This window comes from Streptomyces sp. 12E (assembly GCF_055633275.1).
This window is the reverse complement of the sequence record NZ_JBVNCJ010000001.1, coordinates 3822426-3835252: the sequence shown is the minus strand read 5'-3', so window position 1 is coordinate 3835252 and position 12827 is coordinate 3822426. Positions and strand designations below refer to the sequence as shown.

At 70.9% G+C, this 12827-nt stretch carries 11 protein-coding genes, 1 tRNA gene and 1 pseudogene; 5 read left to right on the top strand and 8 right to left on the bottom strand.

Annotated elements, in window-relative coordinates; translation table 11 throughout:
• The first annotated feature begins 254 nt into the window (after window positions 1–254).
• Complete coding sequence (locus tag ACZ8ZB_RS17830; protein WP_470738691.1) at window positions 255–1697, top strand: FG-GAP and VCBS repeat-containing protein; 1443 nt, start codon at window positions 255–257, stop codon at window positions 1695–1697.
• Between the two features lie 150 nt (window positions 1698–1847).
• Entirely contained in the window at window positions 1848–2867 is a 1020-nt protein-coding gene (locus ACZ8ZB_RS17825) for a Yip1 family protein (protein ID WP_470738690.1), read from the top strand.
• A 71-nt stretch (window positions 2868–2938) separates the two neighbouring features.
• Here the strand turns inward: ACZ8ZB_RS17825 and ACZ8ZB_RS17820 are convergent, their stop codons facing one another.
• The 3 genes from ACZ8ZB_RS17820 to ACZ8ZB_RS17810 all read right to left on the bottom strand — a co-directional run bounded on the left by ACZ8ZB_RS17820 (window position 2939) and on the right by ACZ8ZB_RS17810 (window position 4248).
• On the bottom strand, window positions 2939–3436 hold the full coding sequence (locus ACZ8ZB_RS17820) for a phosphoribosyltransferase (RefSeq protein ID WP_470738689.1): 498 nt from the start codon (window positions 3434–3436) through the stop codon (window positions 2939–2941).
• Entirely contained in the window at window positions 3433–4008 is a 576-nt protein-coding gene (gene dcd, locus ACZ8ZB_RS17815; RefSeq protein ID WP_030827650.1) for a dCTP deaminase, read from the bottom strand. Before dcd ends, ACZ8ZB_RS17820 begins: the two co-directional genes overlap by 4 nt.
• A gap of 81 nt (window positions 4009–4089) precedes the next feature.
• A complete protein-coding gene (locus tag ACZ8ZB_RS17810; RefSeq protein WP_470738688.1) occupies window positions 4090–4248 on the bottom strand; it encodes a hypothetical protein in 159 nt (52 codons plus the stop codon).
• A 254-nt stretch (window positions 4249–4502) separates the two neighbouring features.
• On the opposite strand from ACZ8ZB_RS17810, the gene ACZ8ZB_RS17805 reads away from it, so the two are divergent.
• Window positions 4503–4576, top strand: a tRNA-Gly gene (locus ACZ8ZB_RS17805).
• 120 nt (window positions 4577–4696) lie between these two features.
• On the opposite strand, the gene ACZ8ZB_RS17800 is transcribed toward ACZ8ZB_RS17805, so the two are convergent.
• Window positions 4697–7762, bottom strand: a complete 3066-nt coding sequence (locus ACZ8ZB_RS17800; protein ID WP_470738687.1) for an FG-GAP-like repeat-containing protein — start codon at window positions 7760–7762, stop codon at window positions 4697–4699.
• 210 nt (window positions 7763–7972) lie between these two features.
• On the opposite strand from ACZ8ZB_RS17800, the gene ACZ8ZB_RS17795 reads away from it, so the two are divergent.
• Complete coding sequence (locus ACZ8ZB_RS17795; RefSeq protein ID WP_470738686.1) at window positions 7973–8197, top strand: cold-shock protein; 225 nt, start codon at window positions 7973–7975, stop codon at window positions 8195–8197.
• 659 nt (window positions 8198–8856) lie between these two features.
• Here the strand turns inward: ACZ8ZB_RS17795 and ACZ8ZB_RS17790 are convergent.
• The 3 genes and pseudogenes from ACZ8ZB_RS17790 to ACZ8ZB_RS17780 form a co-directional block, all read right to left on the bottom strand.
• Complete coding sequence (locus ACZ8ZB_RS17790; protein ID WP_470738685.1) at window positions 8857–9267, bottom strand: PIN domain-containing protein; 411 nt, start codon at window positions 9265–9267, stop codon at window positions 8857–8859.
• Complete coding sequence (locus tag ACZ8ZB_RS17785) at window positions 9264–9485, bottom strand: type II toxin-antitoxin system VapB family antitoxin (RefSeq protein WP_470738684.1); 222 nt, start codon at window positions 9483–9485, stop codon at window positions 9264–9266. Before ACZ8ZB_RS17785 ends, ACZ8ZB_RS17790 begins: the two co-directional genes overlap by 4 nt.
• Window positions 9486–10007: 522 nt before the next feature.
• Window positions 10008–10335, bottom strand: a pseudogene (locus ACZ8ZB_RS17780) (ATP-binding protein).
• A 6-nt stretch (window positions 10336–10341) separates the two neighbouring features.
• Between ACZ8ZB_RS17780 and ACZ8ZB_RS17775 the strand changes: the two are divergent.
• Complete coding sequence (locus ACZ8ZB_RS17775) at window positions 10342–11421, top strand: Gfo/Idh/MocA family protein (RefSeq protein ID WP_470738683.1); 1080 nt, start codon at window positions 10342–10344, stop codon at window positions 11419–11421.
• A gap of 117 nt (window positions 11422–11538) precedes the next feature.
• On the opposite strand, the gene ACZ8ZB_RS17770 is transcribed toward ACZ8ZB_RS17775, so the two are convergent.
• Window positions 11539–12447 carry a nitroreductase/quinone reductase family protein gene (locus ACZ8ZB_RS17770; protein ID WP_470738682.1) on the bottom strand — a complete coding sequence of 303 codons (909 nt, stop codon included), beginning with the start codon at window positions 12445–12447 and terminating at the stop codon, window positions 11539–11541.
• Window positions 12448–12827 lie beyond the last annotated feature (380 nt).

The following is a 12827-nucleotide window of genomic DNA, read 5'->3' as shown; positions in this document are numbered from 1 at the left end:
CGGGCCCCGCTCCGCCGGCGGGCGCGCGCGGGGCCGGCCCCCGGGCCCGCACCGCGCCCGCACCCGCCCTCCCGGCTCCGCCGTCCCTCCGGTTCGTCATGTCCAGGTGCAACCCTCGGGCCCGCCCGGAGGTCTCCTGACCGGTGATCACCCGTGAACCGCAGGACGCCCCGGGGCGGACACGGGGGCACACCGCGCCCGCACCCGTGAACGGCCGCTCCCGTCGGTCGTCCCGCTCACCGCAGGAGACCTCCTTGCACAAGAACCTCCGCACCGCTCTCGCGACCGCCACCGCGGCCGCGCTCACCGGCGGCCTGCTCGCCCTGTCCGCCTCGCCGGCGACCGCCGCCGGCCGCGCCTTCCGGGCCGACTTCAACGGCGACGGATACGGCGACGTGGCCTTCGCCGCCCCCTACGCCAAGGTCGACAGCCGGGGCATGGCCGGCTACATCGCCGTCGCGTACGGCGGTCCCACCGGCCTGGACCCGGCCCGCGCCACCGTCGTCAGCCAGAACACCCCCGACGTTCCCGGCGACGCCGAGGCGGAGGACACCTTCGGCGACGCCCTCGCCGCGGCCGACCTCGACGCCGACGGTCACACCGACCTCGTGGTCGGCGCCCCCGGCGAGGACGACGGCAGCGGCTCCGTCACCGTGCTGTGGGGCTCCGCCGACGGCCTGCGCGACGGCACCACCGTCCAGGCCCCCACGGCCGCCGCACGCGACAACTGGGGCCGGTTGCTGACCACCGGCGACTTCGACGGCGACGGCCGCACCGACCTGGCCGTCGGCGCCTACTCCGAGGCGTACGTCGTCCGGGGGCCGCTCACCCGCGACGGCGCCACCGGGGCCGCCCAGCGGATCGGCACCCCCGAGAAGGCGTACATCGTGGACGCCCTGCAGGCCGGCGACACCAACGGCGACGGGCGGTCCGACCTGGTCCTCACCTACCGCACCGACCTCACCTCCGACCCGTCGGGCAGCTGGTCCAAGGGCGTCGCCTACCTCGGCGGCGCCTCCGGCCCGGACACCTCCGTACCGCGCCCGCTGCACGGCGGCACGTCGATCGCCCTCGGCGACATCGACGGCGACGGCCACGACGAGATCGCCCTCGGCAACGTGTTCGCCGAGGAGGACGACCACAGCGGCTCCCTCGGCGGCCGGGTCGTCGTCATCCGCGGTTCGGAGGGCGGCCCCGTCAACGGCGACGCCCCCATGGCCGAACTCACCCAGGACTCCTCCGGCGTCCCCGGCGCCGACGAGGCCCGCGACGGCTTCGGCAGCGCGGTGTCCATCGCCGACGTCGACGGCGACGGGTACGGCGAGCTGGCCATCGGCATCCCCTTCGAGGACATCGGCACCACGAAGGACGCCGGCGCCACCGTCCTGATGAACGGCTCCGCCACCGGCGTCTCCCGCACCGGCGCCCGCACCGTCACCCAGGGCACCACCTCGGTCCCCGGCGCCGTCGAGGCCATGGACTACTTCGGCTCCGACGTCCTGCTGAGCGACGTCACCGGCGACGGCCACGCCGACCTCACCGTGACCGCCGGATTCGAGGACGAGGGCGTCGGCGGCGTCTGGTCGCTGCACGGCACCGCCGACGGCATCACCACCGACGGGGTCCGCGCCTTCGGCCCGGGCAGCCTCGGCCAGGCCCGCACGTACGGCGCGTTCGGCGCCCACCTCACCGGCTGAACCACCCGGAGACCCCCTGCGCGGACACACCGCCGCCGTCGCCGACGGCGGCGGCCCCCTCGACCGACGCGGAATCTCCGTCCTCCGTAGGACCGGGCCGCCACGGCGCCCTACGCGGGACGGACGACCCGGCTGACGGCCCCTTAGGGGATGTCACAGCTCGGCCGCAAAGCCGGGTCCGGACGCCGGGGTCCGGTACGCCGCCGCCCGGGACCAGGTACGTTCGATGACGTGGCTGGATTCAGGATCGGACGCGGCCGGAACAACAACGGCGCTCCTCACGCGCGACCGCAACACCCCCCGCACGGGCAGCAGACGCCGCAGGGGCCGTCGTACGGCTACCCGCAGGCGCCGCAGCCGTACCCGCAGCAGCCGTCGTACGGCGGCGGCGGCGCCGGCCCCTGGCCGCACGCGAACCGCGGCCCGGGCGGACCCGGCGGCCATGGCGGTCACGGCGAGCCGGAGTACTTCGGCGACGGCGCGTACCCGCACGGCGCCCAAGGCGCCCCGCACGACCCGTACGCCGCCAACAACCCGGGGCACACCCAGGCCTTCTCGATCAACGAGGACCCCTACCACCAGGGCGACGCCCACCGCGCCGACACGGCCCCGCCGGCCGGCCCGGTCGGCCCCCGCCTGGGCTGGAAGGACCTGCTCAGGGGCGTCGTCCTGTCCCCCGCCCAGACGTTCCACCAGATGCGCGACTACACGATGTGGGGCCCCGCCCTCATCGTCAGCTTCCTCTACGGCCTGCTCGCCGTCTTCGGCTTCGACACCGCGCGCGAGGACGCGATCAACGCCACGCTGTCGAACGCCATCCCGATCGTCCTGACGACGGCCGTCGCGATGGTGATCAGCGCCTTCATCCTCGGCGTGGTCACCCACACCCTGGCCCGCCAGCTCGGCGGCAACGGCGCCTGGCAGCCCACGGTCGGCCTCTCCATGCTGATCATGTCCCTCACGGACGCGCCCCGCCTGGTCTTCGCCATGTTCGCCGGCGGCGACGCCGCCTTCGTCCAGATCCTCGGCTGGGCCACCTGGGTGGCGGCCGGCGCCCTCCTCACGGTCATGGTCAGCCGCTCCCACGACCTCCCCTGGCCGAAGGCCCTGGGCGCCTCGGCCATCCAGCTGGCCGCCCTGCTGTCGATCGTGAAGCTGGGCACGTTCTGACCCCGGACCGCGCACGAGGAAGGGGGCTCCCGGTGCCGGGAGCCCCCTTCCTCACGTCCTTCTCGCTTCTCTCAGGCGTCGAGAACCTGCCCGGACCGCCTGACCACCGGCGGCTGAACGCTCCACGGGAAGTTGATCCACTCGTCGGTGCGCTTCCAGACGTACTCGCACTTCACCAGCGACTGCGTCTTCTCGTAGATCACGGCGCTGCGCACCTCGGCGACGGCGTCGAGGCAGAAGTCGCGCACCAGCTTGAGCGTCTTGCCGGTGTCGGCGACGTCGTCCGCGATCAGCACCTTCTTGTCGGTGAAGTCGATGGCGTTGGGCACCGGCGCGAGCATGACGGGCATCTCGAGGGTGGTCCCGACCCCGGTGTAGAACTCGACGTTGACCAGGTGGATGTTCTTGCAGTCGAGGGCGTAGGCGAGCCCGCCGGCGACGAAGACGCCGCCGCGCGCGATGCTCAGCACGACGTCGGGCCGGTACCCGTCGTCGGCGATCGTCTGGGCGAGCTCGCGGACGGCGACGCCGAACTGCTCGTAGCTGAGGTTCTCGCGCATGCCGCTCACACCTGCGTCCGGTGGAAGTTGAGGTAGGACCGCGAGGCCGTCGGCCCCCGCTGCCCCTGGTACCGCGATCCGTAGCGCTCACTGCCGTACGGGTGCTCGGCCGGCGAGCTGAGCCGGAACATGCACAGCTGCCCGATCTTCATACCGGGCCACAGCTTGATCGGAAGCGTCGCGAGGTTGCTCAGTTCGAGGGTCACGTGCCCGGAGAACCCGGGGTCGATGAACCCGGCGGTGGAGTGGGTGACCAGCCCGAGCCTCCCGAGCGAGCTCTTCCCCTCCAGCCGCGAGGCGAGATCATCGGGAAGCGTGATGACCTCGTACGTACTGGCCAGCACGAACTCGCCCGGGTGCAGGATGAACGGTTCGTCCCCCTCCGGCTCCACGAGCCGGGTCAGGTCCGCCTGCTCGACGGAGGGGTCGATGTGGGGGTACCGGTGGTTCTCGAACACCCGGAAGTAGCGGTCGAGGCGTACGTCGATGCTGGACGGCTGCACCATGGCGTCGTCGTAGGGATCGATGCGCACCCGTCCGGCGTCGATCTCGGCCCGGATGTCCTTGTCTGAGAGAAGCACGCCCCGAGAATACGCAAGGCGCGCGGACCGGCCGCAATCGGCCACCCCACGCGCCCCCGCTGTTACCCCTACTACCGCTCGCTACCGCTTCTCGAGCACCACCGGCACGACGCTGCGGAGCCGCGCGCAGCCCGGACACCGCAGGAGCCGGCCGGGACCGAGCCGCTCGGCCTGCCGCATCGGAAACGAGGCGGCGGTGAACACGTGCCCATCGGCACAGCGGACGACGGTGCGCTCCATCAAGTCCAAGAGTCCCTTCCCCAAGAGGCCGCGTCTGGCGAACTGCCATGACAACAAAAGCCACATTACGGGATCAAAGGAACGGCCCTCCAGGCGGCACCCCACACCTTCACCGTACGCCCCAACTTCTGCCCCCCGCAGCCGCATCCATCCCTGAAACGCGGTCAGGCCCCCGGGCTCGAACACCGGGGGCCTGACATGAGGTAGAGTGACGGGGCATCCGGACACCGCTCAACGCGGGGCCTCCGGATCACGCGGGTGTAGTTTAATGGTAGAACATCAGCTTCCCAAGCTGAGAGCGCGAGTTCGATTCTCGTCACCCGCTCCATGAAGAAGGCCCAGGTCAGCGACCTGGGCCTTCTTGCTGTCCGTCGTCAGTCGGCGGAGTGGTTTCGTCTCCTCGGACACCGAGCCCCGGGGCTCGGTGTCCGAGGAGACGAACTACGGCTCAGAACACGCCCTTGTAGCCCTGCCAGCCCGTGGCGATCTTCGTGCGGCTGCCGAAGGAGCCCTTGCCGGTGCCGTTGGAGCGCCACAGGTTGCCGGCGGTGTCGCGGGCCACGAGGTCGGCCTTGCCGTCGCCGGTGATGTCGCCCACGCCCACCAGCACGTTGTACGACGAGCCCCAGTCGTTGAACAGCTTGACCCGGCTCTTGAACGCGCCCGTCCCGGTGCCGTCGTACCGCCACAGTTCGTTCGACTTGTCCTGCGCCAGCAGATCGCCGCGGCCGTCGCCGTTCAGGTCACCGGCGCCAAGGATCTTCTTGTAGCCCGTCCACTTGGACGCGATCTTCACCCGCGCCGAGAGCTTCCCCGTGCTCGTCGCCTTGTAGAGGTAGACGTCCCCGGTCGAGGACTGACGGGCGATCAGGTCCGCTCGGCCGTCACCGCTGATGTCCCCCGGCGAGGTCAGCACGTCGTACTGGTTCCAGCCCGTGCCCAGCGAGGTGTACGCGGTCGACGGGGTCACCGCCGCCCCGCACGCGGGCCGGTAGGCGCGCAGCGTGCCGCTGCTGTGGCGGACGAGCACGTCGTTGCACCGGTCGCCGTTCAGGTCGCCGTACGGCACGAACTTCGCGCTCGTCGGCCATCCGGAGCCCGTCTTCTTGCTGGTGAAGGTCCCGGTGCCGGTGCCGTACTGGTACGTCAGTCCGCCCGAGCCGTTGAGGGTGAGCAGCTCGCCGAAGCCGTCCGAGGTGGCGAAGTCCCGCCGGACCGGGGTCGCGCCGGTGACCTTCACCGTGCCGGTCCTCGTCAGGGCCGCGCCCTGTCCGTCGGCCGGGGCGGCGGTCAGCGTCCAGGTGTACGCGCCGTTGGCGACCAGCTTGCCCGCACCGTCCTTGCCGTTCCACGACGCCGGGATCACGCCCCGTGCGGTACCGCCGGTGAGGGTGCGCACGGTCGCACCGGTGGCCTTGTTCCTGAGGACGAGCCGCCAGGAGGCAGCCGGCTTCGACAGCCACCACTTGGGGCTCCAGCTCGCGGCGCCGCCCTTCACATCGGCCGAGCCGGCGACGGCCGAGTCGAGCTGGGTGAGCGCCGGGGCGGGGACACCGCTGGACACCACGTGGGTGTCGCCCTTGGCGTCCACGTACGCGATCAGACCGGTGTACGGGTCGACGTCCCACGGCTGCCCGGACTGGAAGGTCCCCGCCGAGTGCGTGACGGGTGTGCCACTGCGGACGTCGGTGACCTCGAACCGTCCGTCGACGCCGGTGACGACGAACCCGTCACCGAGCTTCGCGGTCTCCCAGGCTCCCTGGGTGAGGGTCAGCCTGGTCTTCGCGACGGTGTCGTAGACGCCCTGGCTCTCCGCCGATCCCACACACGACCACAGCAGCCAGCGCCCGGCCGCCTGGAGGTCCTCCAGCAGACACCCTCGCCCGAACCACACCGATTCGCCGCGCCTGCCCGTGCGGACGTCGACCGGCGCCACGCCGTCGTTGCCGTCCCGCACCCACAGGGTGGTGCCCCACATCGCCGTACCGTTCTCCGGCGAGGTCAGCACCGTGTCACCCGTGTCGAGGTCGATCACCCGCGTCTGCGGCGCGGTCTCGTCGGTGTACTCGGTGGCCATCGCGACGTGCCGGCCCTTGGCGTCCCACACGCGGACGTAGTCGTGCTCGGCGTCGACGGGTGTGCCGGGCAGCGAGCCCGTCGGCCCCACGAACCGGGGCACGCGGTCGCCGCCCGACAACCCCGTGCTCCAGACCACCGTGCGGCCGTCCCCGGTACCCACGAGGTAGGGGTTGCCGTCGGTGACGCCCTGGGCCGTGCGTGAACCGGCGGTGAGGGTGTCACCGGTCGCGTCGATCGTCCGGCCGTACATGTACGTACGGCCCCGGTCCCAGTCGTGTTCCGTCACGGTCAGCCGGCCACCCGCCAGGGTGAGTTCCCGCACGGGGTCGACCACGGGCTTCAGTTCGGCGGCGGCGACCTTCTTGACCACGGGAGTGCCGTCGGCGCCCGCACGGACGAGATGCACTCCCCAGTCGGCGGTGTCGGGACCGCTGCCGGGCACCAGGAGGCCGCCGTCGGGGGTGGGGACGGCGAGGGAGAGGCTGCGCGACCGGGCCAGTACGGTCCCCGTCGTCGACCCGTCGGTGGCGAGCGCCTCGACGCGCCAGACGGGCAGGGCGCCGTCCATGGCGCCCAGCGAGGAGTCGTAGCGGGAGACCAGAAGCGTGTCGCCGACCATGCCCAGCAGGTGCGTCGGCCCGTCGTTCGCCAGGGGCACGGTACGGACGGCGGTGTTCAGGTCGTCGCGGGAGTAGACGGAGACGGCGGTACCGTTCCACGACAGCAGATGGGTGGCGGTGAGGATCACGTTCCCGCTGCCGTTGCCGCTCGGGTCGTGGGACAGCTCGACCAGCCGGCCCTCGTCGGCGTCGAGCCAGCCGCGCCGGAGCGTCCCGCCGGCCCTGTACAGGACCACCATGCCGTGGGCGTCCGCCACGGGCGAGTCGCCGCTGATCACCGAAGTGACGCCCGTCGGGACGCCCGCCACCGTGCGGTCGCGCACCGTGCCGTCGTCCTGGAGGTCGAACAGGTACCACGTCAGGTCGTCGCCCGTACCCGACCAGGCGGTCGTCACGACGGTCCGCCCGAGCGTCCCCTGGTAGGTGTGCCGGTCCGGGAGCCGGATCGTCGTGGCCGTCCCCCCGGCCGCCATGTCCCGCAGCGTCACGGTCCGTGCGTCGTCCTGGCGGGCGACGACGTCGGAACCGGCGCCGAACTCCGGCATGCCCCAGACCTCGGCAGCCGAGGAGTCCACCACCGTGTCCTCACCGGTGTAGGTGGTCCATATGTGGCCGCGCCCGGGTTCATGGCGCAGGAACCCCGACGGTCCCGCGCTGAACAGGGCGGTCTGGGGCCGCAGCGACGTCGCCGCCGGGATGACCACCTCGGCGGCCCCGTCCGCGTGCGCGTCGGGGGTCAGCGGTCCGAGGCCCAGGGCCAGGGCCAGCGAGGTGGCGGCGGCGACACCACCACGTGTGAGGGCATATCTGCCCACTCGGTTCCTCCACGGGAGACGAAAGCCAGGAAAGCAAGGAAAACGGGGGACTCGTACGACGGACGGCGCGGCAGGGCAGAACGACAAGACGTTGGTGTCCGCTCAGCCATCGGCCCGGGTCGGCACCCGGACCGGCTCCAAATGATCGCAGCTTCCCGAACCAAGATCCAGGCGTGTGCCGGCGCAGGCAGCGCTTGCAGGGTTCAGCTCATGGTGACCGCGACTGTCCGCGAGTGGGACGATGAGGAGGGGTGGGGCGTGCTCGACTGCCCCGAGACTCCTGGCGGCTGTTTCGGCCACTGCTCCGACATCCAGGCAGCCGGCTTCCGCACGCTGTCACCCGGGCAACAGGTGGACCTCACGTGGGAGGCTCCCGGCTTCAAGCAGGACGGGTACGACTACCGTGCGGTGAGCATCGTGCCCCGGCAAGCCTGACGTCGACGACGGCGGACTCCACGGTCTCCTGCGGCTCGGCCTGCCCTCGCACCCCCTGCCGCGGCATACGGCGAGGCCTCGTTGATCGAACTCCTCATGCGGTGGTCACACCCAAGATCAGCGCGGTCTTCTCGACCCACCGCACGAGGTGCTGTCCCACCCTCCTTGTGGAGCAAGGACGGGAGAACGACAGCCCGGACGCCCGCATCGGACTCGGTCCCATCGGGAGCGCGCTCGCCGTTGTGTCGACGAGAAGTGATCAGTTCCTTTCGGTGGGCGCCGCCACTCGCGTGAGGACTGTCGCCAGGTTCCGCGGGATCAGCGGACGTCGACGTGATCGCCCGAGACGGTGGCGGGTGCGGTGGTGGGCGTGCCGGCGAAGGTGTAGCGCCAGTAACCGTCCGCCGACGCCTTCGCCGTGGTCTTCCATGCGCCGGAGCTGTCAGTGGTGATCGTCTTGACCGTCGTGCAGGTACCGGAGTGACCGCAAGCCGGCCGTCCGGGCAGACACGTACGACTTCAACGGACAAGCTGCTCGGGAACAGGCGGACGAAGACCGGGCGTCCTGACCGTCTTCGTGCGGAGATCGTCACCGCGCAGGAGAAGGCGAAGCGATCCCGGCCCGCCACACGCTGTACCTGTCGGGCGGCAAGGCGCCTTCAAGCGATGTCGTGGACGTTGTGCTCAGTCAGGTCGGATGCGTGCCGGGCGATCGTCCGGTAGTCGGCATCGTCGTGGAGGACAGCCAGGCCATGGTGGGCCGCTGTGACGGCGATGAGGAGGTCCACCGCCGAGGCGCTGCGATGCTCCCCTGCCCGGGCCATGCGGTGTTGCACCGCACCGATCCAACGCCCCGCGTTCTTCGGCACCGGCACGTCGGGGTAGAGATCCGTGAACATCTCCGCGATCTCGTCGTACTCCCGTCCGCTCCGGGCGCTGTGGAGAAACTCGGTGCGTTGCACGTAGCAGGATGCGATGGCCCCGGCGTCGATCGCGTCGTACCAGGCCGATTGCAGTTTCGGATCCCGGAGCAGCCGGACCAGGCCGGACGTGTCGAGCAGGTAGATCACCGGCTGCGCTTCTCCGCCCTGTGCAGATGCTCGGCGTCCTCGACGGCACCCCACTCACGGGCACGCTCGAAGTGACGGCTGATGCGCGCCGCACGCTCCTGTTGCTCGGCGTAGAAGTTCAGAGCGAGATTGACCGCCTCCTTCTTGGTCCGGACGTGGGCCAGAGCCATGGCGCGCTCCAGGGCGTCGTCGTCGATGTCGATCTGGGTCACGGACATACCGAACCTCCCAGGCGATGTTGGTGATGTACATAGAAGAATACGTCACCAACATTGGCCGGTCCACATGTCGGCTCCCGGTGTGTGCAGTCGTGACGGACCCTCCGGGTCAGCCCCCAGAGACGATGCGGTCCGTCCGGTGCAGGCGTCGCGCGCTGTGCGGCCCGACTGCTGGTCGCGCCCGTGCCCACAGCGTGCCCGTAGGACCCGTAGGAGTGGACAACCACGGTCACCAGCGGTGCCACCAAGCACTCACGCCTGCGGTCGCGATACGAATCCGCGCAGGTCAGCAGCTACCCGGCCACGCAAGCGCCGTCGCTTCCCAAGCTGAGAGCGCGAGTTCGATTCTCGTCACCCGCTCCACGAAGAAGGCCCAGGTCACAAACCCGGGCTTTTCTGTTGTTCCCGTTGATCACTCGCCGCGTGCCAGATCCGTGCCGGAAGGCGCGCCGCCCGCCCCCTCGGCCGCGACGGCCGGGTATCGGTGAAGGTGACGTCCGGCTCCGGTCCGCAGGGCCCCCTTCACGCTACGGGCCAGGCGTCAGCCATCACGAAGGAGACCACCGTTCCTCCGGAACGGCTGGGACCGGAGTGCCAGGACGTGGCGAGGGAGTCGACCAGGAGCAGCCCGCGCCCGTGCGCGTCATCCGCGCCCGGCCGGCGGAGGCGCACGTTCGCCGGAAACCCCGGGTTGTGAACCTCCACGCGCAGCGAGGTCCCTTCCCGGAACCATTCGACCCGCACGACCCACAGTTCGTCCGAACGCCCGTAGAGGACCGCATTGGTCACCCAACACCGAGATCATCAGCACACAAACCAGCTGTGGGGGAAGGGGGGTCCGGAAGAGGATGTCTGCATGCGGACAGGAGTGGTCGGACTCAGGATGGGGCTCCACCTGGCGGACTGGTGCCGCAAGGTGGGCTTGGAGGTCGTGGCGGCATGTGACCGCGATCCCGAACGCCGCGCCGTGGCACAGGCGCAGCTGCCCGGTGCGGTGCTGGTGGAACGGTGGCAGGAACTGCTGGAGCACCGTCTCGACGGGGTCGTCCTGGCCAACGACTTCGATGAGCACGCGCCGTTGGCCGTCGCGTTCCTGGACCGTGGGGTACATGTGCTGTCCGAGTCGGCGGCGTGCGTGGACGCCGCGGAGGGCGAGCGGCTCGTCGCGACGGCGGACAGGTCGTCCGCAACCTACTCCTTCGCCGAGAACTACGTGGCCCATCCGCACGTCCGTCTCATCCGCCAGGCGATCGAGGCCGGGGAGCTGGGCCGGATCAGCCTGATCGAAGCGGACTACCTGCACGGCATGTCCCCGGCCGATGTCGCGGGCCTGATCGGTGATCCGGCGCACTGGCGCGGGCGCATCGCTCCCACGGCGTACTGCACGCACACCCTCTCCCCGGTGCTGGCCCTCACCCGGGCCTGGCCGGTGGAGGTGTCGGCGTTCCCGGTGGACGAGGCGGACCCACGCGCCGCGGTCGTCATGGCGGTACGGCTGTCCAGCGGGGCGCTGGCCCTCACCCGGCACGGGTTCCTCCAGGGCGAACCCGACAGCCACTGGAGCTGGATCTCCGTACGCGGTACCAAGGCGCTGGCCGAGTCCGTCCGGGCCGCCGGCGAACGGTCCTGGTCGGTCCGTGTCAGAACGGAGGGCTGGGCGCTCCCAGGGGGCCACGCCCACGAGGAGGAACGCACCGCTGAGCCGCTCACCCTCGCCGGAGAACCCGTGGCACGCGGAGCCGAGGGCACCGTACGGGTACTGCGCGCCTTCCGGGCCACGATGGAGCACGGAGAGCCACCACTGGTGCCGGTGCGGCCCGCCGTGGCCGCGTCACTGGTCGGCGTGGCCGGCGCGGAGTCACTGGCCAACGGTTCCCGTCCGGTCCCGGTGCCGCTGATGACGACCGCTGCAAGGAGCCCCTCGGACGGTCCCTGACCTCGACGACGCCGGACGGGACGTATGCCGGCGTCTCCGTCCGGCTGTCGCTCCGGCCGACGACCGCATCCGGAAAGGGCTCGAATCGAATTCCTCGAGCGGTGGCCGCTCACCCTGTCAGGCAGGGGGCCCAGGTGGGAAGGGGATCTCCGCGAGCACCGGGATCAGCTGCTCCTCCTCGTAGTCGAGGTGCGCCGTCAGCTCCTCGGCCATCCGCTCCAACTCGGCCCGGAACCGCTCGGGATCGGCCTGTGCGATGTCGGTGAGCAGAGCGGCGAGCTCCTGCTGGAGCCGCGCGACGGTGCGGTGCTCGGAGCGCAGCCTTTCGAAGGCGTCCTTCAGATGGGGGTGCGCGGCCTCCATCGCGGGGAACATGTGCGCGTCCTCACCCATGTGGTGGAACTCCAGCGTCTGGCAGAAGGCAAGGCAGTGCTGCCGGATCTGGAGCCCGAGCCCCGGCACCGGCGCGTCGTCCCCGGCCTGCCGGGAGGCCCGTGCCGTGAAGTGGGCGTCCACTTCGGCGCTCACGTGCCGTAGCTGCCCGCGAAGCCAGACGTGGACCTCGACCAGTTTGTCGGCGAGGTTCCTGACCGTGCCGGGCCCCTCACCGGGTGCCGGATCGCTCCGCTCCAGCACCACGACGGGCAGGATCCGGTCGGTGTCCTCCTGGTACTCGCCGTAGCCGGGCTCGGCGTTCACCACGTACGAGAAGAGGCGGTCGCGGTCCTCCCCCTCGGCGGGCACCGCGACGGCCTCGTACTCCTCCGTCCCGGTCTCCACCCGCACCAGCGGGGTGGCCACGAGGTTGTGGTACCAGGCGGGGTGGCGAGGCCCACCGAGGTTGGAGCCGACGACGAGCAGCCCGCGCTCGTGACGGACGCAGCCCAGCGGGGTGGTGCGCTCCTCACCGGATGTGGCGCCGGTCGTGGTGAGAAGCAGCAGATCGCTGCCCTCGAAGGGGCCGCCGACCTTTCCTCCGTTGGCTCGGAACTCCTCGATGACCCATTGGTCGAAGGGCGTGGACATACGAAGTGGGATCTCCTGGATGTGGGACGCGCAAGGCGCGGTACGGGTCACGGCGGGACGGTGCACCGCAGAAACCGACTGGCTTGTCCGCCGCACGGCGGAGGCACTCGGTCTCCAATCCCGGGCAGCCAGGTCAGGTCACGGCGTTGCGCCCCGGCGCGGCGGGCGAGGCCGGCCTGCCGGCACAACGAGGACGCGGGCACCCGACAGCGGGGAAGCGGCGCGAGTGCGCCGGATCAGGTTTCGCCTGTGAGGGATGAACGCATGGGGCTGTTCCCTGATGACAGGTGGTCGCCCGATCGCCGGCCGGCCCAGGTCTTTTTGGCCGACGCCACGCGCCACACCTTCATTGGAACGATCAACGCCGGTTGCTGTCAAGG